Origin of the sequence: Azospirillum canadense, assembly GCF_025961225.1 — a bacterium.
Classification (GTDB): domain Bacteria; phylum Pseudomonadota; class Alphaproteobacteria; order Azospirillales; family Azospirillaceae; genus Azospirillum; species Azospirillum canadense.
Window position 1 is genome coordinate 183,168 of sequence record NZ_JAOQNG010000007.1, and the last position, 21,375, is coordinate 204,542.

22 protein-coding genes and 1 pseudogene are annotated in these 21,375 nt (G+C 70.0%); 17 read left to right on the plus strand and 6 right to left on the minus strand.

The window, feature by feature from the left end:
- Positions 1 to 17: 17 nt before the first annotated feature.
- Positions 18 to 2,600 (minus strand): hypothetical protein, encoded by a 2,583-nt coding sequence (locus M2351_RS28650; RefSeq protein WP_264659438.1) that lies wholly within the window; start codon positions 2,598 to 2,600, stop codon positions 18 to 20.
- Positions 2,601 to 3,022: 422 nt separating this feature from the next.
- Between M2351_RS28650 and M2351_RS28655 the strand changes: the two genes are divergently transcribed.
- Positions 3,023 to 3,175 carry a hypothetical protein gene (locus M2351_RS28655; RefSeq protein WP_264659439.1) on the plus strand — a complete coding sequence of 51 codons (153 nt, stop codon included), beginning with the start codon at positions 3,023 to 3,025 and terminating at the stop codon, positions 3,173 to 3,175.
- A gap of 135 nt (positions 3,176 to 3,310) precedes the next feature.
- On the opposite strand, the gene M2351_RS28660 is transcribed toward M2351_RS28655, so the two are convergent.
- The 3 genes from M2351_RS28660 to M2351_RS28670 form a co-directional block, all read right to left on the minus strand.
- A complete protein-coding gene (locus M2351_RS28660; RefSeq protein ID WP_264659440.1) occupies positions 3,311 to 3,493 on the minus strand; it encodes a hypothetical protein in 183 nt (60 codons plus the stop codon).
- Between the two features lie 131 nt (positions 3,494 to 3,624).
- Positions 3,625 to 4,026, minus strand: a complete 402-nt coding sequence (locus tag M2351_RS28665) for a hypothetical protein (protein ID WP_264659441.1) — start codon at positions 4,024 to 4,026, stop codon at positions 3,625 to 3,627.
- 68 nt (positions 4,027 to 4,094) lie between these two features.
- Entirely contained in the window at positions 4,095 to 5,216 is a 1,122-nt protein-coding gene (locus tag M2351_RS28670; protein ID WP_264659442.1) for a CaiB/BaiF CoA transferase family protein, read from the minus strand.
- A gap of 227 nt (positions 5,217 to 5,443) precedes the next feature.
- Between M2351_RS28670 and M2351_RS28675 the strand changes: the two genes are divergently transcribed.
- Positions 5,444 to 5,821, plus strand: a complete 378-nt coding sequence (locus M2351_RS28675) for a response regulator (protein ID WP_264659443.1) — start codon at positions 5,444 to 5,446, stop codon at positions 5,819 to 5,821.
- Positions 5,822 to 5,830: 9 nt separating this feature from the next.
- On the opposite strand, the gene M2351_RS28680 is transcribed toward M2351_RS28675, so the two are convergent.
- Complete coding sequence (locus M2351_RS28680) at positions 5,831 to 6,250, minus strand: hypothetical protein (protein ID WP_264659444.1); 420 nt, start codon at positions 6,248 to 6,250, stop codon at positions 5,831 to 5,833.
- Positions 6,251 to 6,402: 152 nt separating this feature from the next.
- On the opposite strand from M2351_RS28680, the gene M2351_RS28685 reads away from it, so the two are divergent.
- The 13 genes and pseudogenes from M2351_RS28685 to M2351_RS28740 all read left to right on the plus strand — a co-directional run bounded on the left by M2351_RS28685 (position 6,403) and on the right by M2351_RS28740 (position 18,631).
- Positions 6,403 to 7,311 carry a LysR family transcriptional regulator gene (locus tag M2351_RS28685; RefSeq protein WP_264659445.1) on the plus strand — a complete coding sequence of 303 codons (909 nt, stop codon included), beginning with the start codon at positions 6,403 to 6,405 and terminating at the stop codon, positions 7,309 to 7,311.
- Positions 7,312 to 7,638: 327 nt separating this feature from the next.
- Positions 7,639 to 7,806 (plus strand): annotated as a pseudogene (locus M2351_RS45305) (amidase); the annotation flags it as partial.
- A gap of 65 nt (positions 7,807 to 7,871) precedes the next feature.
- Entirely contained in the window at positions 7,872 to 8,801 is a 930-nt protein-coding gene (locus tag M2351_RS28690; RefSeq protein ID WP_264659446.1) for an amidase family protein, read from the plus strand.
- The gene (locus M2351_RS28695) at positions 8,798 to 9,991 is read left to right on the plus strand and encodes a CaiB/BaiF CoA transferase family protein (protein ID WP_264659447.1); all 1,194 of its coding nucleotides are present in this window, start codon (positions 8,798 to 8,800) and stop codon (positions 9,989 to 9,991) included. The genes M2351_RS28690 and M2351_RS28695 overlap by 4 nt, the downstream gene beginning before the upstream one ends.
- A complete protein-coding gene (locus tag M2351_RS28700) occupies positions 9,991 to 10,788 on the plus strand; it encodes an enoyl-CoA hydratase (protein WP_264659448.1) in 798 nt (265 codons plus the stop codon). Before M2351_RS28695 ends, M2351_RS28700 begins: the two co-directional genes overlap by 1 nt.
- A gap of 51 nt (positions 10,789 to 10,839) precedes the next feature.
- A complete protein-coding gene (locus tag M2351_RS28705; RefSeq protein ID WP_264659449.1) occupies positions 10,840 to 11,832 on the plus strand; it encodes an ABC transporter substrate-binding protein in 993 nt (330 codons plus the stop codon).
- An 88-nt stretch (positions 11,833 to 11,920) separates the two neighbouring features.
- Positions 11,921 to 12,805: an ABC transporter permease gene (locus M2351_RS28710; RefSeq protein ID WP_264659450.1), complete on the plus strand. Its 885-nt coding sequence runs from the start codon at positions 11,921 to 11,923 to the stop codon at positions 12,803 to 12,805.
- Positions 12,806 to 12,819: 14 nt separating this feature from the next.
- Positions 12,820 to 13,587 carry an ABC transporter ATP-binding protein gene (locus tag M2351_RS28715; protein WP_264659451.1) on the plus strand — a complete coding sequence of 256 codons (768 nt, stop codon included), beginning with the start codon at positions 12,820 to 12,822 and terminating at the stop codon, positions 13,585 to 13,587.
- A complete protein-coding gene (locus tag M2351_RS28720; RefSeq protein WP_264659452.1) occupies positions 13,584 to 14,462 on the plus strand; it encodes a polysaccharide deacetylase family protein in 879 nt (292 codons plus the stop codon). The genes M2351_RS28715 and M2351_RS28720 overlap by 4 nt, the downstream gene beginning before the upstream one ends.
- A 3-nt stretch (positions 14,463 to 14,465) precedes the next feature.
- Positions 14,466 to 15,236 carry a short-chain dehydrogenase/reductase gene (locus M2351_RS28725; protein WP_264659453.1) on the plus strand — a complete coding sequence of 257 codons (771 nt, stop codon included), beginning with the start codon at positions 14,466 to 14,468 and terminating at the stop codon, positions 15,234 to 15,236.
- A 113-nt stretch (positions 15,237 to 15,349) separates the two neighbouring features.
- Entirely contained in the window at positions 15,350 to 16,744 is a 1,395-nt protein-coding gene (locus M2351_RS28730) for an ethanolamine ammonia-lyase subunit EutB (RefSeq protein WP_264659454.1), read from the plus strand.
- On the plus strand, positions 16,741 to 17,520 hold the full coding sequence (gene eutC, locus M2351_RS28735) for an ethanolamine ammonia-lyase subunit EutC (RefSeq protein ID WP_264659455.1): 780 nt from the start codon (positions 16,741 to 16,743) through the stop codon (positions 17,518 to 17,520). Before M2351_RS28730 ends, eutC begins: the two co-directional genes overlap by 4 nt.
- A 70-nt stretch (positions 17,521 to 17,590) precedes the next feature.
- The gene (locus tag M2351_RS28740) at positions 17,591 to 18,631 is read left to right on the plus strand and encodes a M29 family metallopeptidase (protein ID WP_264659456.1); all 1,041 of its coding nucleotides are present in this window, start codon (positions 17,591 to 17,593) and stop codon (positions 18,629 to 18,631) included.
- Between the two features lie 7 nt (positions 18,632 to 18,638).
- On the opposite strand, the gene M2351_RS28745 is transcribed toward M2351_RS28740, so the two are convergent.
- Complete coding sequence (locus tag M2351_RS28745) at positions 18,639 to 19,292, minus strand: TetR/AcrR family transcriptional regulator (RefSeq protein WP_264659457.1); 654 nt, start codon at positions 19,290 to 19,292, stop codon at positions 18,639 to 18,641.
- Positions 19,293 to 19,419: 127 nt separating this feature from the next.
- Between M2351_RS28745 and M2351_RS28750 the strand changes: the two genes are divergently transcribed.
- Together M2351_RS28750 and M2351_RS28755 are read left to right on the plus strand one after the other, a co-directional pair.
- On the plus strand, positions 19,420 to 20,664 hold the full coding sequence (locus M2351_RS28750) for an NAD(P)/FAD-dependent oxidoreductase (RefSeq protein ID WP_264659458.1): 1,245 nt from the start codon (positions 19,420 to 19,422) through the stop codon (positions 20,662 to 20,664).
- Between the two features lie 34 nt (positions 20,665 to 20,698).
- Positions 20,699 to 21,313, plus strand: a complete 615-nt coding sequence (locus M2351_RS28755) for a flavin reductase family protein (protein WP_264659459.1) — start codon at positions 20,699 to 20,701, stop codon at positions 21,311 to 21,313.
- Positions 21,314 to 21,375 lie beyond the last annotated feature (62 nt).

Sequence of the window (21,375 nt, forward strand, 5' to 3'; positions counted from 1 at the left end):
GCGAGGGGGGACTCCCGTCAGCGCCGGTGGAAGCCGCCGAAGCCTCCTCCCATTCCGCCGCCGCCAAAGCGCTCGCCGAAGCCGCCACCGCCCATGCCACCGCCCATACCGCCGCCGGCCATGGCGCGCTGGCGCATCTCGCCGAACTGGCGGGCCTGATGGTCCTGTTCAAGCTGGCCGAGACCCTGGCCTTGGCCCCCGAACCGCTGGCCGAACCCCTCCCCGGTGCCGCCCTGGCCGAAGCGGCCGGCCGTGCTGCCCTGGCCGCCTTGGCCGAAACGCTCGCCGAAGCCGCCCCCACCGCTGCCAGTCCCGGAAGGCGATGGCTGGGCGGCGGTGCGGGCCGCGGGCTGGGGCGCGCTGGCGCCCGTTCCCGTGCCGGCTCCAGCGGTTGAGCCCGCGCTACCGCGGGTCTCGTGCGACGGCGTCTGCACCGGTTGCCAGGAGTTGTCGTTCCACTTCGACCAGCCGTCGTCGGTGCGTCGGTACACGTTGCCGTCGGCGCCGGCGTAGACGTTGCCGCTCTGCGTCTTCACAGCACCGCCCTGGTTTCCGGCAGCGCCGCGCGCACCCACCCCCTCCGCCCCGGTGGAGGAGCTGAAGGCGCCGGCCGAGCCCCGCGCGTTGCTGCCGCTTTCCGTGTTCACGGTCTGGTTCGGGCCGCTGACCGTGCTCGATCCCCAACGGCTGTACGGGTTCCAGTTCTGGTTCGTGCTCCCGGACCGGCCGGTGGTCGGGTTGGCGAAGCTGGCGTTCGCCCAGCCGGTGCCGGAATTCCAGGCGCCGCTGCCGTGCGCGTAGCCGCCTGTCTGCGGGTTGTAGGCCGACCAAGCCCCGGCGCCGCCGTAGGGGCCGTAGACGGCACCGCCCTGCGCCCAAGCCCCCGTCGCGGGATTGTAGGCCGTGCCGCCCTGCGCGACACCGCCGTAGGGGCCGTACACCGCGCCACCGCGCGCCCAGGCGCCGGTCGCGGCGTTGTAGGTGACGTTGCCGGCGTAGGTGTAGGGGTAGGGCAGGTAGACCGGCATTGGCCCCGGCAGCACCACCGGCGGGTACCAGTAGCCGGTGCCGTAGACCAGCACGCCGGAGCTGATCTGCGCGCTGAGATAGCCGGCGGTGAAGCCGAAGGTCACCGCCTCCGGCGTCGTGGAGTAGACGTTCACGTAGGTGACGTTGTGCAGCGGGTGGCTCGGCGGGATGCGGTGGATCTCCGACGGCACGCTGTCGGCCAGCGCCCAGGGGCCGGTCGGCGCCGGGGCGACGAACCATGCGCCCTGGTGGCAGCAGTAGTATTTGCCGCCGACGTCCAGCACCTCGAAGCTGGTGTTGACCGCGTAGGTGATGTTGGTCCCCGGGATCGGCTTGAACTCCGGCTTGCCGACATAGGTGACCTGAAGCGTCGCCGCGTCGCGGCGCAGCGTCGCCTGCTGCGGAATCTGCGCCTGCAACACCGCCTCCTGCGCCTGCGCCGTGCCGGGCACCGAGGACAGCACATGCCCGGCCGGGCCGTCCGGCGGGATCTGGGCGAAATCGGGCGGCAGGTTGGGGGTGGCGAAGCTCCATGGGCCTTCCAGCGACGCGGCGCTGAACCAGCGGCCGGAGACCAGATAGTAGAATTGCTTCGTGTCCTCCTGCCGGAACAGGGAGCTGTTGCTGTTGCTGACGACCTGGATCCGGGTTCCCGGAATGGCGGTGTAGGCGGGCGGACCGTCGGTGACGATGATCTCCGCCGGCTTCAAGCTGACGACGATGGTCGGTGCGGCGTCCGGGGCGAGGGGACGGCCGGGGATGGCTTTGCGGGCCTCGGCCAGGTTCGGCTCGTCCGGAAGGGAGCGCAGCGCCTGCGGCAGGGACCCCGTCGGATGCCACGGGCCGGTGGCCTTAGGCGCGGTGAACCAGCTGTCGTTGTTCAGCAGGAACCAGGCGCCGCCGCCGGCGGGATCGACGAACACGTCCCAGTTGGTGTTGACTGCGAGCGAGAGGGGGGATTTTGGAATGGGCGCCAGCACCGGCTCCCCGTCGAACACGACCAGACTGGCCGGGCGGGCGCTGTAGACGATCACCGGCGGGTCGTTGTTCACCGCCGGGGCCTCGTCGGGCGCCTTGGTCTGGTCCCGCAGGCTCAGGAGGACGGTGTCGAGGGGCACGCTGTGGCGCGCGACCTGTGGCAGCACCGTGCGGATGTGGGCGTCGAGCTGCGCCGCTTGAGCGGTGTCGAGCGACGGGAAGTGGGAAGCGACGAGGCGCGGATCCGTCAGGGTCACTGTCCGCGTCGCAAGGTCCGTGCTGGTCTGTGCGGTGAATTCCAGGGTGCCGAGCACCGGCTCCCCGCCGCTTGGGCGGGTGATCGCCACCGCGGCGCGGGCGTTCAACGTGGTCTGGCCGGGCCAGGAGATGACCTGCGGCTGATAGACGGTGGCGCTGGCCCCCTCGGCAGTGACTTGGTGCGGCCACCCGTCTGCTGTCTCGCTTGGTGCCGTCTCGCTTGGCGCGGCGGGCGGCGTCTGCCCGAGTGCCGGAAGCGGGAGGCAGAGCAGCGCCAGACCGCCGCCCAACTGGAGCACCCTCCGGCGCGGGACCGGACCGTGTGTCGCATCCATGGTCACCCACTTTCAAGTGAGGAGCTTCTTCAAGTGAGGAGCTTCGCGTGGCGCCGCAGTCGAACGAACATGTCCACGTAAGAGTGGCTAGGGAAACTATGTTACGGTCCCGCTTGGCCGTAAAGGCGTCGGAAGGACGGGGTGCGGGGCGAAAAGATCGTTCCTCCCACACCGAATTGCGCCATCGGCGCACAGACGCCGTTGCGATCGGTTGAGCGCGACGCGCGGGAACAGCGGGCAAAAATCGACGCGGATGACACGGATCAAACCGGATTTCACGGACTCGCCCGGTTCAGAGCGCATCCGTAGCGATGCGTGGCTCCTCGAACGCGGCTTGATCCGTGCAATCTGTGTCTAAATCCCTGTCTAATTTTGTTTTCATTGTTGCTTCAGACGACCACTCCGACCGGGGACGCGACCTCGTGCACAACGTGGCGGGCGATGTGGACAGCACCCGGAACTTCCAGCTCAAGGTCACGCTGAAGGAACTGGCGCCCCCCGGCGACGATGGCGCGGTGGGCAGGGCAGGGCGGGAGGCGGTTCCGACCCCTGGAGCCGGTAAGCCCTTAGACTGATCCAAGAGTTGCACTTCAGGATAGAGCCCATCTGGCCCTGCCCATAACTCCCATAAGGTTTGTTATGGAAAATGTGCATCACAAAAAGAACCGCGGAAGGCATCATCCTTCCGCGGTTCTTTCAGGGCTCCCCGATCAGTGGTCGAGCGCGGTGCCGACAGCCGCTCCGCCAAGGCCGCCAATCACGGCGCCCCGTTTGCCGCCAAGCGCATAACCGCCGGCTGCTCCACCGGCTCCGCCAAGGACCGTACCAGTGTTGCAAGCGGCCAACGTCGTAACGACGAAAAGCGCGGTCGCGATCAGACGCAGACGCTTCATGATCTGATCTCTCTACGTGGTTGCCAGTTGGGCTATTAACAGCTTGGTTGGGCGAGGGTTCCTCGCCATTCCCTTTCCAGCCCGGCCGGATAGACTTCAGGCACCACGATGCCGCGACAGGTGCGGTCACATCAACATGAGGCGGCTTCGGTTTCCCGGCTGCGCAAGCGACGGATCTCGGCCTCGATCCGCCGGACGTCGCGTGGGGTGAGTGGTCCGACCGTCGTGGCGAAGGTTCCGCGCGGCGCCGTTGCCTGGCGCCACCGCCCGAACCAGCTTCCATCCCCCGTGCGCCACGCCGTGTCGAGCCCTTGACAGAAGCCATCGCCATCCGCCGTGAAGCGGACGAGCCGGCCGCGGTCGTCGCGGCCGACGGTGAAGTGATAGGGGGCGTCATCGGACGCGGTCGGAAGCAGGTACTGCTCGTACGACAGGGGCTCGATGGAGTCCTGCAACACCCCCGTGATGGCGTCGGGCGTCAATCCGTTGGCCGATGCCCCGTTGGCCGCCCCGTGGGCCGATGTCGTCGTCACGATCGTTCCTGTCTGTCAACCCGGCGGCCATCCTGGCTCGTCTGGGTTTTTCCAGTCAAGGCAATGGGTCAGGACGGTGGGTCAAGAAGATGGTTCGCTTCGCCCAGCGCCGGATACCCGGCATCGGCCTTGTCCACGCGCAGGCTGGCCGCTATGGGCGTGGGAACCGCCGGGACGGTTCGCCCGTCCTCCACGACGAGGCCGCGCGCGAACAGGCCGCGCGCCGTGAAATGGTCGTCCGCCATGGCGTCCTGCATGGTGCTGACGATGGAACAGCACACGTCCTTGCCGGCGAACGCGGCGCGCCAATGGGCGGCGTCGCGGCTGGCTATGGCCGCGGCCACCGCCTGGAGCGTGGCGGCCGGGTCTCTGCCATCGTCCCGCAGATCCTCCGGCAGGCCGATGATCGTGCAGAAGGTTTCCCAGAACTTGTCTTCGAGCGGGGCTGCGGCGATGAAACGCCCGTCGGCCGTCCGGTAGATCTGGTAGCGCGGCGACCCTCCCGTCAGCAGTTCGCCGCCGGGGCGGGGTCCCTGCCCTTCGGCGACCGCGCTGCCGAGGGCCCAATACTGGAAGGCAAAAAGGTTTTCCGCCATCGCGATGTCGAGATGGCACCCCTTTCCGGAGCGATTGCGCTCCAGGAGGGCGAGGAGAATGTTCACCACCGCCGGGTAGGCGCCGCCGCCGATGTCCCCGACCTGCACGGCCGGCAGCACCGGTGCCCCGTCGGCTCCCGCGGCGAGCGAAAGCATGCCGGAATCGGCAACGAAGTTGAGGTCGTGCCCAGCCGCCTTCGCCTTGGGTCCCGTTTGCCCGTATCCCGTGATTGAGCAGTAGATCAGGCCCGGGTTGATGGCCGCCAACGCTTTGTACCCCAGCCCGAACCGATCCATCACGCCCGGCCGATACTGCTCGACCAGCACGTCGGTGGTGCGCAGCAGCGGCATGAGGCGCTCCACGGCGTCGGGCACCTTGAGATCCAGGGTGATGCTGCGCTTGCCGCGGTTGAGAAGGGCGAAGCCGATGCTGTCCGGGCCGGCCTTCGGCTCGTAGCTGCGCATCTCGTCACCCCGGCCGGGACGCTCGACCTTGATCACGTCCGCGCCCGCGTCGACCAGCAGCAAGGTCGCCAGCGGGCCCGGCACCAGTGTGCTGAAATCAAGCACGCGCACTCCTTCAAGCGGACGCATTCTTCACCTCCCTCATGTGGCATGATGAACATGTGGTGCGGCCCCGGACCGGAACCGGCGGAGCCCTCACGATGACAACAGGACGAGTGTGCGTCGGTGGCGGCCTTTTATTGCAAGCGCCTTGCCAACGCCGTGGTCAATTCGTACTCAAATGGTCTGATTGCGTCGCGGGTGCCCTGTTGCGCATGCTGCTCCAATCGCGCAATCCAGCGGTCGGGGCAGCCATCATGATCACGGTCCTGCTCATCGATGACGATCCTCTGATCCGTATGGCCTTGGAATGGCTTATGGCCGACTGGGGCTTTCACGTCGTTGCGGCGGGGTCGGAGGAAGAAGCGACGACGAAGCTCACCGGAAGCGTGATTCCGGCTCTGATGGTCGTCGACTGGCGGCTGCCGGGCGGCCGCACCGGCGCCGACGCGGTCGGCCGCATCCGCAGTCTGTTCCGGCGGCACATCCCCGCCATCGTCGTCACCGGCGAGCTGTCCACGCGGCCGATGCAGGCCTTCGAGGACGCCGGCTGCCCGGTGCTGCAAAAGCCGGTTTCGCCCGCGACGCTGCAAGCGGTCGTCAGGGATGTCCTCGCCAGCCCGCGGGACGCGTGATCGCCCTCCTCACCCGCCGCGGAAGCCTTTCAGTCGTTCGGCGGGCACAGCCGGAGGAAACCGGGCGGAGCGGGCCGTCTCCAGGACATCGCGCAGGAAAGACCGGTAGGGGTCCGTCCGTTCGTCGGGTGCATCACGCTGCTCGACGGGGCCGCCATAGTCGGTATCGTTTTGAAAGAACGCGTCGGACTCCGCACTGCTCAGCGTGGGGCTGACGAAGATGGAATGGGTGGTGCCCTCGACCTCGCCGACCTGCCGGTTGGCGCGCATGATCGAAAAGCTGCCGTCGCCGCCGGGAGTGGACAGGATCATCAGCCCGTGCAGCACCGTCGTTTTGTCCTGCGCGTTGAGCCGCGCATCCGCCTCGAAGTCGGCTTTCGAATAAACCTTCTCCAGGCTCGCGGGATCGTTGACGTTCGCTGTTTCCATGGCCCCCGACCTTCGGTTCTGTTGTTCCGTGTGTGGTCCTGCAACACCCCCGCGCAGTCTCAGGTTCCGCCCCGGTCGTCGCGCTCGCCCTGCCCCGCCCATGATGGCATTCTGGGGTATGCGCTGGGCTGACGGGACGAGCTGCAGGGACCATGCTTCACCACAATTTGGCGACGCTTCGGCTGTTCGTGAAAGCCTGCGAGCTGAAAAGTTTGAGCCGCGCCAGCGAGGCCCTGAACCTCGCCGTGTCCGCCGCCAGCCGGCGCATCCGGCTGCTGGAGCACGAGGCCGGCACGCCGCTGCTGATCCGGCGCCCGCACGGGATCGAACCGACGCCGGCCGGCCTGCTCGTGCTGCGCTACGCCCACGACATGGTGTATCTGGGCGCGCAGCTGGAGGCGTCGCTGGCCGAATACCGGTCGGGCGTGCGCGGCCACGTGCGCGTCTACGCGTCCTCCTCCGCGCTGGTCGAATGCCTGGCCGCCGACCTGTCGCGCTTCGCCGCCGGCAATCCAGGCATCAAGCTGGAGCTTGAGGAACGGCCCAGCGCCGACACGCTGGACGCCCTCTACCACAAGAAGGCGGACATCGGCGTCATCGTCGGCGGGCAGGAGACGGAGGGCCTGGTCCGCTATCCCTACGCCAAGGACCATTTGGCGGTGGCGCTGCCGCGCGGGCACCGCCTGGCTGAGCGGCCGAGCCTGCGCTTCGCCGAACTGCTGGACGAGGAGCATGTCGCGCTGGAAGGCGGCACCGCCGTGCACGGCCTGCTGGCGCAGCGCGCGCGGGCCGAAGGGCGCTTCATCAAGGCGCGGGTGCAGGTCCGCAGCTTCGAGGTGATGTGCCAGATGATCAGCCTGGGTCTGGGTATCGGCATCCTGCCCAAGCGGGCCGTGCAGCCCCTGTCCGACGCGCTGGGCGTCGCGCTGGTCCCCCTGGACGAGGAGTGGGCGGAGCGCAGCTTCGAGATCTGCATCCGCTCCCCAGACGAGTTGGACGCGCCCAGCCGCCGCCTGCTGGAGTTCCTGAGGGAACAGGTCCAGACCCCGACCAAGGCCTGATTTCGAATTTTGCGAAATCAGCTGTAGCGCAATTGTCATTCTGCGCGGCCGTTCGTACCCGCATCATCATCCGCAGAAACGATGCGGGTGGGCAGCATGTCCGGCACCGGTCACGACTCCGACGTTCATGATCCCCCGGTCCTCACGGACTGGAGCGCCCTGCCCCCGGCGGGGCGCGCGGCGGCCGGCGAGGCCTGCGTCGCCTGGGCTGCGGAGGTGCAGGCCCGCTTCGGCGCTTTCTCGGAATTGCAAGCCGTTGGCCTCCGGAATAATAAGGGGTCGGACAATCCCAGCCCCCTGGCCGGGCTGCCCTACGCCGCCAAGGACATGTTCGACACGTCCGACCGGGCGCCCGGCTGTGGCCTTCCCAACGCCCTGCGCCCCGCGCCGGCCGGGACGGCGGCGGTTCTGGAGCGGCTGGACGGCGCCGGGGCGCGGCTGATCGGCTTCACGACGATGACCGCGCTGGCGTACGAGCCCTCGGGCGTCGGGACGGCGCGAAACCCTTGGAACCGGGATTTCGTGACGGGGGGATCCTCCTCCGGTTCGGCCGTCGCGCGGTGGCGGCGGGCGCCGTCTTCGTGGCGCTGGGGTCGGACACGGCGGGGTCGCTGCGCATTCCGGCGCAGGCCTGCGGCGTCACCGCCTGGAAGCCCACGCACGGCGCCGTCCCGACTGCCGGCGCGATGCCGCTGGCCCCCAGCCTTGACAGCGTCGGCCTGCTGGCCCGCAGCGCCCGCGACATCCGGCTGGTCGAGCCCGTGCTGCGGGGAACCGCAGCCGCGCCGTCGCGTTCCCCGTTCCCGGCCCCGTCCCGGCTGGCCGTGCTGTCCGATGCGCTGGCCGAGGCTGAAGCGCCGGTCCGCGCGGCCTGCGCCGAGGGGGTCGAGGCCATCGCCGCCTGCGGGCCTTCCATTGACAAACGGGCGGGTCTTGCGGCGATCGACGCGCTGTCCGCCCCGCTCTTCCTCGTTCTCCAGGCGGAGGCCGCCGCCGTGAACCGTGGCCTCGACCTCGCCGCGGGCGATCCGACGCTGGCCCGACGGCTGGCCAAGGGCAACGACATCGGGCCGGAGCAATTGGCCGCGGCCCGGACGGTGCTCACCGACGCCCTGCCCTCCTTCCTGGACACCGTGTTCGGCAGTGCTGACGCCCTGCTTCTGCCGGTCATGCCGATCCGCACGCCGATGGTGGCGGAGGCGGACCCGGCGTCGCCCGCCTTCCGCGCGGCGGCGCTCTACCGGCTCAGCGCCTACACCCGCTTTGTCAACGCGCTCGGCCTGCCGGCCGTGGCCGTGCCGGTCGGCGGGGACGACCGCGGCATGCCGGTCGCCCTCCAGATCGTCGGCCGTCCGGGGACGGATGCCGGCCTGCTGGACCTCGCCGCGGCGATGCAGGCGCGCACGGGCTGGCACCGGCGCCGGCCGGCCGAACTCACCAACCTTCCCAGCCCCCTTCTTTCCAGCCCCCTTGTGGAGCGTGGCACATGACCCGACCCGAACCGTCCAAGGCCCTCTCGCACATCCGCGTCCTCGACCTGACGCGCGTGCGCGCCGGCCCGACCTGCTGCCGCGTGCTCGCCGACTTCGGGGCGGACGTGATCAAGGTGGAAGCGCCGCCGGGGGTCGACCGGAACGAGGGCATGAGCGGCCCGCGCCACGGCTACGACATGCTGAACCTCCACCGCAACAAGCGCTCCTTGTCCCTGAACCTCCGCACCCCGCGCGGGCGGGAGCTGTTCCTGGAACTGGTGCGCAAGGCCGACGTGGTGGTCGAGAATTTCCGGCCCGACGTGAAGGACCGGCTCGGCATCAGCTACGAGGCGCTGCGGGCCGTCAATCCGCGAATCATCCTGGCCTCCATTTCCGGCTACGGCCAGTCTGGGCCCTACCGCGACCGCGCCGGCTTCGACCAGATCGCCCAGGGCATGGGCGGGCTGATGAGCGTCACCGGGCTGCCCGGCCAGGGGCCGGTCCGGGCGGGTATCGCGGTGGCCGACAGCTCCGCGGGGCTGTACGCGGCCTTGGGGATTTTCGTAGCCTTGGCGGAGCGGGACCGGTCGGGGCAGGGACAGTGGGTGCAGACCTCTCTTCTGGAGGCGCAGATCGCGCTGATGGACTTCCAGGCGGCGCGCTATCTGGTGGACGGCGTGGTGCCGGAGCCAGCGGGCAACGACCATCCCTACTCCACCCCCATGGGCGTGATGGCGACCGCTGACGGCCACCTGAACATCGGCGTCGGCGGCGACGGGCAGTGGCAGGCCTTCTGCCGCGCCGTCGGGCGCGACGACCTGGGCAGCGACCCGGACTTCGCCACGCAGGAGGACCGGTTCCGCAACCGCCCCCGGCTGAAGCCGCTGCTGGAGGCGTTGTTCCTCACCCGCAGCACCGCCGAGTGGCTGGATCTTCTGGAGGCGGCGGGAGTCCCGGCCGGCCCGATCTACCGGGTGGATGAGGTCTTCGCCGACCCGCAGGTGGAGCACCTGGGCATCGCGGTCCCCACCGATCACCCGGCCCGCGGCGCCATGCGCCTAGTCGGCCAGCCGATCGGCCTGTCGCGCACCCCGGCCCGCATCGACCGCCCGGCGCCGGATGCTGGCGAGCACACGGCGGACATCCTGGGCATGATCGGGCTGTCGGCCGCCGAGGTGGCGACGCTGAAGGCGGAAGGAATCGTGTGATGCAGGACCGCGCCGAAGGATGTGTGGGCCTGGAGATATCCGGCGGAATCGCCCGTCTGACGCTCGACCAGCCGCGCCGGCTGAACGCCATGACGCTGGGCATGTGGCGGTCCATCCCCGGTCTGGTCGACCGCGCGGTGCAGGCGGCCGATGCCCGCGTCCTGTTGCTGCGCGGGGCGGGGGAGCGGGCCTTCTCCGCCGGCGCCGACATCTCGGAATTCGCGACCGTCCGCGCCGACGCGGCCCAGGCCGCCGCTTATGAGGAGGCGGTGTCCGCGGCAACCGACGCGCTGGTCCAGGCGCCGGTGCCCACGGTCGCGGCCGTCCGCGGCGTCTGCTACGGCGGCGGGCTGGAGCTGGCGCTGTGCTGCGATCTGCGGCTCGGCGACGACACGGCGCGGTTCCGCATGCCGGGCGCCCGGCTCGGGCTCGGCTACGCTTTCCCGCTGGTTCAACTGATCGTGCAACGGGTGGGGGCGACGGCGGCGGCCGACCTGCTGTTCAGCGCCCGCGTGCTGTCGGCGGCCGACGCAGCAAGCCTCGGTATCCTCCAGCGGGTCGAGCCCGCCGCGTCCTTCGACGGTGCGGTGGAGGCCTATCTGGGTGGTATCGCCGCCAACGCCCCGCTGACCCTGCGTGCCGCCAAGCGGGCGATGCTGGAAGCGGTGCGAACGGACGGCCCGCCGAACGTGGCGGGGGTCGACGCGCTCGTCGCGCGTTGCTTCGCCAGCAGGGATTACGCGGAGGGGCGTGCCGCCTTCGCGCAAAAACGAGAACCGGACTTCAGGGGAGAATAAGGACAAGAATCGTCCGGCAGGGGTGGCCAAACACGAACAGGGAGACAAGGGATGAGTTGGAAAAACTTGGGTCTCAGCGCCGTCGGCGTCTTCATCGCCGGGTGCCTTGCGTTCTCGCCGACGGTCCGCGCGGCTGATCCCGCCCCGCTGCCGAAGCCCGTGGAGCTGACGGTGGGTTATCAGAAGGTGGGCCATCTCGCCCCCGTCGTGATGATCGCCGACACGCTGAAGGCATTGGGCGTTGAGCTGAAGACGATCGAGTTCGCCCGCTACGCCGACGCGCGGACGGCGCTGCTGGCCGGGTCGCTGGACATGGCGACGGTGGGTCCGGCCGACCTCGCCATCTCGCTGGCCCAGGGGGCCACGGACATGGTCGGCATCATGGGCGTCGGCAGCTCCCCCAAATACGTGATCGGGCGCAAGGGAGTGACGCTCGACAGCTGGAACGACCTGAAGGGCAAGAAGGTCGCGATCGCGCCGGGCTCCGCCGTGTGGTTCCAGTTCGCGGCGACGCTGACCGAGAAGGGCATCCCTTACAACAGCTTCCAGGCCGTGAACATCCAGGGCGGCGGCGCCAACTTCGACCAGGCGCTGCAGCGCGGCGAGGTGGACGCCATCGTGACGTGGGAGCCGTTCGAGTCCATCCCCGTCATGGAGGGCTACGGCTACTTCGCGAAGAATCTGGAATACAGCCAGTCCAAGTCGGTCGGCTCCGAACTCGGCATGCTGGTCGCCAACCGCAAGGCGATGGCGGAGAAGCGCCCAGCCATGGAACGCTTCGTCTGGTCCTATCTTCAGGTCCAGAAGTCGCTGGCGGACTCGCCGGAGGCCTTCGCCAAGGCCTACGCCTCGCTGACCGGCCTCGACCCGAAGCTCGCCGGCGAAGCGTCGAAGGTCATCGAGCTGGGCTCCGTCGTCACGCCCGACCAGATCAAGCGGCAGGCCAAGGCGTTCAACGAGCTGGGCGTCATTCCGAAGGACGTCTCGGGCGAGATCGACAAGTACTGGGACGCCTCGTTCGTCAAGCAGGCGCAGGCACAGTGACCGGGCGCAGCGCCACCCGTCGCGAAAGCGACGGGCCCGGCCAGCGTTCCGGCAACCAGGGTTCCGGCAACCGCGGAGGACTGAGGACATGAACGACGCGCCCGCAAGAACGATGGCCGCGGCCCCGCGTCCGGCCCCGGCGAAGGTGATGGGCCGGAGCGCGGGGTTTGCCGCGGGCCGCTCCCGCGCCGCGCTCCGCGCCGTGCTGCTGCCGATCGTCATCATCGCGGCCTGGCAGCTGGCCGGCAGGAACGGCTCGCTGGCCGGCGGGGTGCTGCCCACCCCCGACCGCGTCTGGGACGCCTGGGTGATGTGGGCCTTCGGGCCGAAGGGCATGGGGCTGAACCCCTACAGCGGCACCTGGCTCGACAACGTCCTGTTCTCCGCCGGCCGGGTCGCGCAGGGCTTCCTGCTGGCCATGGTGGCCGGCATCCCGGCCGGCATCATGATCGGCTGGAGCCGGGCGGTGTCGGGGGCGGTGGACCCCACCATCCAGCTGCTCCGCCCCATCCCGATCACGGCCTGGCTGCCCTTCTCCATCGCGGTGTTCGGCATCCAGGACATGGGGGCGGTGTTCCTGATCGCGCTGGGCGGCTTCTACCCCATCGTGGTGAACGCCACGCACGGCGCCCGCGACGTGGACCGCAACTGGATCCGCGCCGCCCGCATGATGGGGGCGAGCCGCTTCGACGTGCTGCGCCGCGTGGTGCTGCCGGCGGCCCTGCCCGCCATCTTCACCGGCCTGCGCATCGGCCTCGGCATCGCCTGGACGGCGGTGATCGTGTCGGAGATGGTCGCGGTCAAGTCGGGGCTCGGCTACGTGCTGTGGGACGCCTACTACGTCGGCCGCATGGACGTGGTCATCGCCGACATGCTGTCGATCGGGGCCATGGGCCTGCTGAGCGACCGGCTGATCGTCACCGTCGAACACTGGGTCCTGCGCTGGCGCCGGCTCCAGACCGCAACGCGCTGAGGACGGGGAGCATCATGGGAACCATACGCTTCCGCGAGGTCGGCAAGACCTACCCCGGAAAGGAACCGGTCGTCGCACTGGACCGCGTCAACCTGGAGATCGGCGAGGGCGAGTTCGTGGCCCTGCTCGGCCCGTCCGGCTGCGGGAAATCGACCCTGCTGAATCTCGTCGCCGGGTTCGAGGACATGACGTCGGGGACGCTGTCCTTCAACGGCGGCGCGGTCTCCAGCCCCGGGCCGGAACGCGCCGTCGTCTTCCAGGAGGCGGCCCTGCTGCCCTGGCTGACGGTCGCGCAGAACATCGCCTTCGGGCCGAGCGTCCAGCGCAAGGCCCGCGCCGAGTATGAGCCGAAGATCCGCGAGCTTCTGCGCCTCGTCGGGCTGGAGCGGTTCGCCGACGCCCTGCCCTCGCAGCTGTCCGGCGGCATGCGCCAACGGGTGGGCATCGCCCGCGCGCTGGTCATGGATCCGAAGGCGCTGCTGATGGACGAGCCCTTCGGCGCGCTCGATGCCCAGACGCGCATGAGCATGCACCAGCTGCTGCTCGACGTCTGGCAGTCGCTGGGCACCACCGTGCTGTTCGTCACGCACGACATCGACGAGGCGATCCTGCTCGCCGACCGGATCTGCATCATGTCGGCCCGGCCGGGGCGGATCACCCACGAGATCGCCGTGGAGTTGCGGCGCCCCCGCTCCGTCGACCAGCTGACCGACCCGGCCTTCATCCGCCACAAGGCGGAGATCATGGCCGAAATGCGCGCGGCGCAAAAGGAACACGCATGAGCAATCCCCGGATTCCCTACCGCCTGTCCGACGCGCGCCCGCCGCTGCCCGACTTCCAGGGCCGGCGGATCATCGTCCACCTCGTCGTCAACGTGGAGAACTGGCGCTTCGACGAGGCGATGCCCCGCACCATCATCACGCCCCCGCACGGGCGGGAGACGGTGCCCGACGTGCCGAACTTCAGCTGGGCCGACTACGGCATGCGCGCCGGGCTGCCGCGCATCCTGCGCCTGTTCCGCGACCGCGGCCTGCCCGCCTCCACCAGCATCAACGCGGGCGTCATCGACGCCTACCCCCAGGCCGCGGAGTCCATGCTGGAAGCCGGCTGGGAGTTCATCGGCCACGGCATGCACCAGAAGGCCATCAACCACGCCGGCGAGGGGGAGGAGGCGCTGATCGAGGCGGCGCTGGACCGCATCGCGCGCTTCACCGGCACGCGCCCGCGCGGTTGGCTGAGCCCCGGCCTGCGCGAGACGGAGCGGACGCCCGACCTGCTGCGCCACCAGGGCGTGGACCATGTGTTCGACTGGGTGGTGGACGATCTGCCGAGCTGGATGCGCACCGCGCATGGGCCGCTGCTCGCCATGCCCTACAATTTGGAGATCAACGACAGCATCGTCTACGCCATCGAGAAGCACGCGACGGGCGAGATGCTGAGCCGCCTGTCCCACACGCTGCGCCTGTTCGAGCGGGAATGCGCGGCCAACCCGCGCGTGCTCGCCATCGGCCTGCACCCGCACCTGATCGGCGTGCCGCACCGCGCGCACGAGCTGGAGGCCATGCTGGACCTGCTGCAAGCCTCCCCCCATGTCGCCTTCGCGACCGGGCCCGCGATCGCGGACTGGTACGCGGCGGCGGAACCTGCTGAGGGCTGACGAATGGATCTGGAACTGGCCGGAAAACGGGCCCTGGTGACCGGGGCATCCAAGGGGATCGGGCTCGCCTGCGCGGAGGCCTTCGCGGCGGAGGGCGCCGTGCCGGTCCTCGTCGCACGCGACGCGGCGGCGCTGGAGACCGCCGCCGAGGGCATCCGCGCGCGGTACGGCGTGGCGGCCGAGGCGCTGCCCGCCGACCTGTCCGACGGCGCGGCGCGGGAACGGCTGGTCGCCAGCGTCGGCGCCATCGACGTGCTGGTCAACAACGCCGGCGCCATTCCCGGCGGCAGCATCCTCGATATGGACATGGCGTCCTGGGAGGCCGCCTGGCAACTGAAGGTCTTCGGCTACATCCACATGACGAAGCTGTTCGTGGAGGCCATGCGCGGGCGCGGCGGCGGCACGATCGTCAACGTGATCGGCATGGCCGGGATGGCGCCGCGCTGGGACTATGTCTGCGGCTCCACCGGCAACGCGGCGCTGATCGCCTTCACCCAGGCGGTGGGGGCGCGGTCGGTCGACTGGAACGTGCGCGTGTTCGGCGTCAACCCGTCGGCAACGCGGACGGACCGCGCCACGACCCTCTACCGCAAGCGGGCCGAGACGCGCTTCGGCGACGCGGAGCGTTGGGCGGAGGTGCTTGGCGACCTCCCCTTCGGCCGGATCGCCGAACCGTCGGAGGTCGCGGCGCTGGTCGCCATGCTCAGCGCGCCGCGCGTCGCCTACCTGTCGGGCACCGTGGTCGACATGGACGGCGGCGGGCGCTTCCGGTAGGCGCTGCTTTCCCCTGGGCTGGACGGGACGCACGGACACCCCTACCCTCTCTGTCGACGGCTCCGGCCCAGCGAGTCTGCCGGCGGCCGATCGACGGAGGGGGAAGGGGAGCCATGGCATTCGCCCACACGCTGGCCGGAACACGGTACGTTTTCCCCGACCTGAGGACGCTGCTGGCGCGGGCGTCGCCGCCACGGTCAGGGGACGCCCTGGCCGGACTGATCGCCGCAAGTGCGGCGGAGCGGGTGGCGGCGCAGATGGCGCTGGCCGACCTGCCGCTGCGCCATTTCCTGACCGAGGCTGTGGTCCCCTACGAGACCGACGAGGTGACGCGGCTGATCGTCGACAGCCACGACGGCGCCGCCTTCGCCCGCATCGCCCACCTGACCGTCGGCGGCTTTCGCGACTGGCTTCTGTCTGAAGAGGCGGACGCAGCAGCCCTCACGGCGCTCGCCCCCGGCCTGACGCCGGAGATGGCGGCGGCGGTGTCCAAGATCATGCGCGTGCAGGATCTGATCGCCGTCGCCGCCAAATGCCGCGTCGTCACGCGCTTCCGCAACACCATCGGACTGCCGGGCCGGCTGTCCACCCGGTTGCAGCCCAACCACCCCGTGGACGACCCGCGCGGCATCGCGGCCAGCATCCTGGACGGGCTGATGTACGGCAGCGGCGACGCCGTCATCGGCATCAACCCGGCGACCGACAGCGTGGAGTCCATGACCGCCCTGCTGGCGATGTTGGAGGAGTTGCGGCTGCGCACCGGCGCGCCGATCCAGTCCTGCGTGCTGGCCCATGTGACCACGGCGCTGAAGGCCATGGAGCGCGGGGCGCCGGTCGACCTCGTCTTCCAGTCCATCGCGGGGACGGAGGCCGCCAACCGCGCCTTCGGCGTCTCCCTGTCCGTGCTGGACGAGGCGTGGGAGGCGGGCCGGGGGCTGAAGCGCGGCACGCTTGGCGACAACCTGATGTATTTCGAGACCGGCCAGGGCAGCGAGCTGTCGTCCGGCGCGCATGAGGGGGTGGACCAGCAGACGGTCGAGGCGCGCTGCTACGCGGTGGCCCGCCGCTATCGCCCGCTGCTCGTCAACACGGTGGTGGGCTTCATCGGGCCGGAATACCTGTTCGACGGCAAGCAGATCATCCGCGCCGGGCTGGAGGATCACTTCTGCGCCAAGCTGCTCGGTCTGCCGATGGGCAGCGACGTCTGCTACACCAACCACGCCGACGCCGACCAGGACGACATGGACACGCTGCTGACCCTGCTGGGCGTGGCCGGCTGCACCTTCATCATGGGCGTGCCGGGGGCGGACGACATCATGCTGAACTACCAGAGCACCTCCTTCCACGACGCGCTGTACGTCCGCCAGGTGCTCGGCCGCCGCCCAGCACCAGAGTTCGAGGCGTGGCTGGGCGCCGCGGGCATCGCCGACACTGGGGGGAGGCTGCGCTTCGACCCCGCCGCCACCGCCCTTCCGCCCGCCTTGCCCCTGCCGCAGGAGCCGTCATGACCGAGTCTGAGCGCTTCCCCTCCCCGGCCCGGTCCGACCGCTGGGAGCATCTACGCCGCTTCACCGACGCGCGGATTGCGCTGGGCCACGCCGGCAGCGGCCTGCCGACGACGGCGCACCTCGCCTTCCAGGCGGCGCACGCTCAGGCGCGCGACGCGGTGCACACGCCACTGGACGTCGCGGCCTTGATGGCGGCTCTGAACGAGCGCGGCTGGCCGGCCGTGGCGGTCGCCAGCGCGGCGCCGGACCGGACCACCTACCTGACGCGCCCGGACCTCGGCCGCCTGCTGTCGGAGGAGTCGCAACGCTGCCTGTCGGAGCCGATTACCGCGCCCGACGTGGTGCTGGTGGTTGGCGACGGGCTGAGCGGAACCGCGGTGCAAACCAACGCCCTGCTTGTGCTGGACGCACTGGTTCCGCGGCTGCACGCGGCCGGGCTCCGCGTCGGGCCGATCGTGGTGGCCGAACAGGCGCGGGTGGCGCTGGGCGATCCAGTCGGCGCCCTGCTCCAGGCACGGGCCGCCGTCGTGCTGATCGGCGAGCGGCCGGGGCTGAGCGCCGCGGATTCGCTGGGCCTCTACCTGACTTGGGAACCGCGGCCCGGCCGGGTGGACAGCGAGCGCAACTGCATCTCCAACGTCCGCGCCGGCGGCCTCGCCCCCGCCGCCGCCGCGGAGCAGGCGGCGGCGCTGCTCACGGCGATGTTCGCGCAGCGCCGGTCGGGCATCCTGCTGAACACGACGGCTGCCGCGTCGCCTCCGGAACTGCCGGACTGAACCGCAGACGCCGCTTGCCGAGCTTTATACAGTCGTATTATATTGCGACCTCCGAGTGCAGGGAGGTCCAATGCTGATTCGCAACGATCATCGGCTGGTGCAGGCGGCCAACACGCTCGTCCGCGACCATTTCGCGGTGCAGGCTGGGGAGAGCGTGCTGCTGACGGTCGATCCGGGAACGGACTCGGCGCTGGTGGACGCGGTGTTCGCGGCGGTAGCGCAGGCCGGCGGGCGCCCGCTGGTCGCCATGATTCCGCAGCTGCCCTTCCAGGGCGCCTTGGCGGACGCCTACGTGCCCGACGCGCTGGTCGCGGCGGCGGCAGCCACCGACGTGTGGCTGGATTTCTGCTTTCCGTACATGGCCGGCTCGCGGATGCATGACGGGGCGATGAAGGCCGGACGGGCGCGCTACGCCCTGCTCGCCACCGCCGGCGCGGACAGTCTGGCGCGGCTCTACGGCGGGGCCGACTTTGCGGCGCTGATGGACTTCCAGGTGGCGGTCGCCGACTGGGTGGACCGCCAGGCCGGCAAGGAGGCGCGCTTCACCTGCCCGCTCGGCACCGACGTCACCTTCACGCTGGACAAGGTCAAGCTGAAGCGTCAGCGCGTGGCGACGTCGCCGGGCATGCACACGGTCCCCGGCGCGCAGAGCCTGTACCCGGTGATGGACTCCGTGCGCGGGCGGATCGTCCTCCAGGCCCTGTTCGACGAGATTTACCGACCGCTCCGCCGCCCGATCACCATCGAGGTTGACGGCCGGATCCAAGGCTTTTCCGGCGCCGGGGCCGAGGACCAGCCGCGGTTCGAGCGCGCCCTGCGGCGCGCCAGCAACGGCGCCTACGGCTATTTCATCCACTTCACCCTGGGCTTCCACCCCGCGACGCGGATGACCGGCCGGCACTTCATCGAGGACATCCGCGTGCCCGGCACCAACGCCATCGGCATGGGCCTGCCCTGGTGGGAAGCGGGCGGCGGGGAGAACCACCCGGACGGCGTCGTCTTCGACCAGTCGCTGTGGATCGGCGGCGAACCGATCCTCGACCAGGGCCGGCTGGTCGGCCCGACCGAGCTGCTGGGTCTTTACGAGCGGCTGACGCCCCGCTTCTACTGAGGACGCGTCACGATAGGGACTGCCGCAGGACCGGCAGGATCTGGGCGACCAGAGCCTGGGGGTCGACGGCGTCCGGCGCCAAGCTCCATTCCAGCCAAGCGCCCTTCAGCAGGGCCATGACCGCCAGGGTCACCGCCGCCGCGTCGACCGTCGCGCCGTTGGCCCTGGCCGTCTGGTCGATCAGGTCGTGGAGCTGCTGCTGGAACCGCCCGTAGATCTCCTCGTGGACGCGGCGCACCGCCTCGTTCGTGTGGGTCAGGCCCCAGAACAGGAAGCGCACCCGGATGTAGTCGCGGTCGAGGATGGGCGGGCGGAGCCCAGCCATGACCAGGGCGTGCAGTTGCTCGCCGGGCGACGGTCCGGATTCGGCGAGCGCCCTGGCCGTCTGCTCCTGCAACTGCGCCGACAGGTGCCGGTAGGTTTCCGCCAGCAGCTCGTCCTTGCTGCGGAAGTGGTGGCGCACCATGCCGAGCGACAGGCCGGCCTCGTCCGCGATGGTCCGCACGCTGGTTTCCGCCTCCCCAAAGCGGACCAGGCAGCGGAAGGTGGCGTCGATCAGCTCCTGCCGGCGGACGTCGGGCGCCTTCTTGGAGAAGCTGCGGCGCGGGGGCTGCGCAAGCTTCTGCGTGTCGTCTGTTTCTGCCCCAAACTTTTTTGCCACGAGTCCTGGTCCGCTGTTCGGTGCCGGCCACACAGGATAGGGCCATCGCTGCGGTCGGCAAAGTGCGTCGTTGCCATCACTTTATACTATCGTATAAAATTACCGCAACGGAGACGGAGGGCGGCGTATGCACCGGACCATTGCCATTGCAGGTGGGGGACACGCGGCGGGGCGCGCCGTGCGCGTGCTGCGGGACGAGGGATTCGACGGACGGATCCTCGTGGTCGGGGAGGAGCGGGACCCGCCCTACGAACGGCCCGCCCTGTCGAAGGAATTCCTGCGCGGTGACCATGGCCTGGACAAGTGCCTGATCAACGCGGCGGACGTCTATGGGGACGGGCGGACCGACCTGCTGCTGGGGTCGCGCGTGTCGGCCATCGACGCCCGCGACCGCCGCCTCATCACGGAGGGCGGGAAGGCGGTCACCTTCGACGCGCTGCTGATCGCCACCGGCACCCGCGCCCGTACGCTCGACGGCGTGCCGGTGGACGGAGAGGTCGTCCACACCCTGCGCAGCGCTGCCGACGCGCTCCGGCTGAAACCACGCCTGTTGCCGGGCACCCGCGTCGTCCTGATCGGCGGCGGCTTCATCGGGCTGGAGGTGGCGGCCAGCGCCCGGACGCTCGGTTGTGAGGTCACCGTGCTGGAGGCCGCCCCCGCCCTTCTGGCGCGGGTTGTCGGCGGGGAGGCTATCGGGCGCCACGTTGAGGCGCTGCACCGCGCCCAGGGCGTCACCATCCAGACCGGCGTACGGATCGACCGGATCGAGGTGCGGCCTGGCGGAGCGACGGTCCAGTGCGCAGACGGCCCGCGGATCGCGGCCGACGTCCTGGTCGTCGGCGTCGGCGCCGTGCCGAATGCGGAGGTCGCGGCGGCGGCCGGGCTGGAGTGCAACGACGGCATCGTCGTCGACGGGCGGGGCCGCAGCTCCGCGGAGGGGATCTATGCGGTCGGCGACGTCGCGCGCCATCCCAGCGCATTCCACGGCCGCTCCATCCGCCTGGAGACCTGGGACAACGCCGAGCGCCAGACGGCGGTCGCCTGTCGCGCAATGCTGGGCCGGGAGGAGCGGTACGACGCCGTTCCCTGGATGTGGACCGACCAGTTCGGCATGAACCTCCAGATGCTCGGCCTTCCCGGCCCCTGCGAGGTGGAGGTCGTGCGCGGCGATCCGGCGAGCGGCCGCTTCATCACCCTGGCGCTGAACGGCGGCCGGGTCACGTCCGCCGTCCTGGTCAACATGGGGCGCGAGCGCCGTCCGCTCACCGGCATCATGGAGCGCGGGGTGCTGGTGAACCCGGCCGAGCTGGCCACCCAATTGGCAGACGAGTCCGTTCCCCTGCGCAACCTGGCACAACGGGTGGCCGGCTGACGCCGCCCCCCTTCCCCGCTTCGGAGGTTCGACTGTGTTCTATCGCTGCGACGTCAACGACCACGGCCTGCCCTACAACCCCTTCAAGGCCTGCGTCATCCCGCGGCCGATCGGCTGGATCTCTACGGTCAGCGTGGGCGGCGTGCCCAACCTCAGCCCGTTCAGCTTCTTCAACGCGATCAACGAACGCCCGCCAATGGTGATGTACTGCCCCAATGGGGAGCACCGCGACGGCGGTGAGAAGGATTCCGTCAAGAACGCCCGCGACACCGGGGAATTCGTCGTCAACCTCGCCAGCTACGATCAGCGCGACGCGATGAACACCTCCGCCGCCTCGGTCCCGCGGGGCGTGGACGAGTTCGAGCTTGCCGGGTTGACCAAGGAGGCGTCGACGCTGGTCCGCGCGCCGCGGCTGAAGGAATCGCCGGTGAACCTGGAATGCGCGGTCGTGGACATCCTGGAGCTGCCCACCAGCGACGACAAGCGGTCCGGCCGCATGGTGCTCGGCCGCGTGCTGGGCATCCACATCCGCGACGAGGTCATCGTCGACGGCATGGTCCGCGCCGAACTGCTCCGCCCCCTGTCGCGCCTCGGCTACATGGATTACGCCGTGACCGATTCCGTTTTCCAACTCGAACGGCCGAAGTGAGCCGCTAAACGGCACCAAAAAGGCCCTCTCCACTCAAGGGAGAGGGCCTTCTTTCTACGTCC

Coding starts and splice junctions, on each gene's coding strand:
- M2351_RS28650 (WP_264659438.1), bottom strand. CDS start 2,600: ATGGATGCGACACACGGTCCGGTCCCGCGCCGGAGGGTGCTCCAGTTG.
- M2351_RS28660 (WP_264659440.1), bottom strand. CDS start 3,493: ATGAAGCGTCTGCGTCTGATCGCGACCGCGCTTTTCGTCGTTACGACG.
- M2351_RS28670 (WP_264659442.1), bottom strand. CDS start 5,216: ATGCGTCCGCTTGAAGGAGTGCGCGTGCTTGATTTCAGCACACTGGTG.
- M2351_RS28675 (WP_264659443.1), top strand. CDS start 5,444: ATGATCACGGTCCTGCTCATCGATGACGATCCTCTGATCCGTATGGCC.
- M2351_RS28680 (WP_264659444.1), bottom strand. CDS start 6,250: ATGGAAACAGCGAACGTCAACGATCCCGCGAGCCTGGAGAAGGTTTAT.
- M2351_RS28685 (WP_264659445.1), top strand. CDS start 6,403: ATGCTTCACCACAATTTGGCGACGCTTCGGCTGTTCGTGAAAGCCTGC.
- M2351_RS28695 (WP_264659447.1), top strand. CDS start 8,798: ATGACCCGACCCGAACCGTCCAAGGCCCTCTCGCACATCCGCGTCCTC.
- M2351_RS28700 (WP_264659448.1), top strand. CDS start 9,991: ATGCAGGACCGCGCCGAAGGATGTGTGGGCCTGGAGATATCCGGCGGA.
- M2351_RS28705 (WP_264659449.1), top strand. CDS start 10,840: ATGAGTTGGAAAAACTTGGGTCTCAGCGCCGTCGGCGTCTTCATCGCC.
- M2351_RS28710 (WP_264659450.1), top strand. CDS start 11,921: ATGAACGACGCGCCCGCAAGAACGATGGCCGCGGCCCCGCGTCCGGCC.
- M2351_RS28715 (WP_264659451.1), top strand. CDS start 12,820: ATGGGAACCATACGCTTCCGCGAGGTCGGCAAGACCTACCCCGGAAAG.
- M2351_RS28720 (WP_264659452.1), top strand. CDS start 13,584: ATGAGCAATCCCCGGATTCCCTACCGCCTGTCCGACGCGCGCCCGCCG.
- M2351_RS28725 (WP_264659453.1), top strand. CDS start 14,466: ATGGATCTGGAACTGGCCGGAAAACGGGCCCTGGTGACCGGGGCATCC.
- M2351_RS28730 (WP_264659454.1), top strand. CDS start 15,350: ATGGCATTCGCCCACACGCTGGCCGGAACACGGTACGTTTTCCCCGAC.
- eutC (WP_264659455.1), top strand. CDS start 16,741: ATGACCGAGTCTGAGCGCTTCCCCTCCCCGGCCCGGTCCGACCGCTGG.
- M2351_RS28740 (WP_264659456.1), top strand. CDS start 17,591: ATGCTGATTCGCAACGATCATCGGCTGGTGCAGGCGGCCAACACGCTC.
- M2351_RS28750 (WP_264659458.1), top strand. CDS start 19,420: ATGCACCGGACCATTGCCATTGCAGGTGGGGGACACGCGGCGGGGCGC.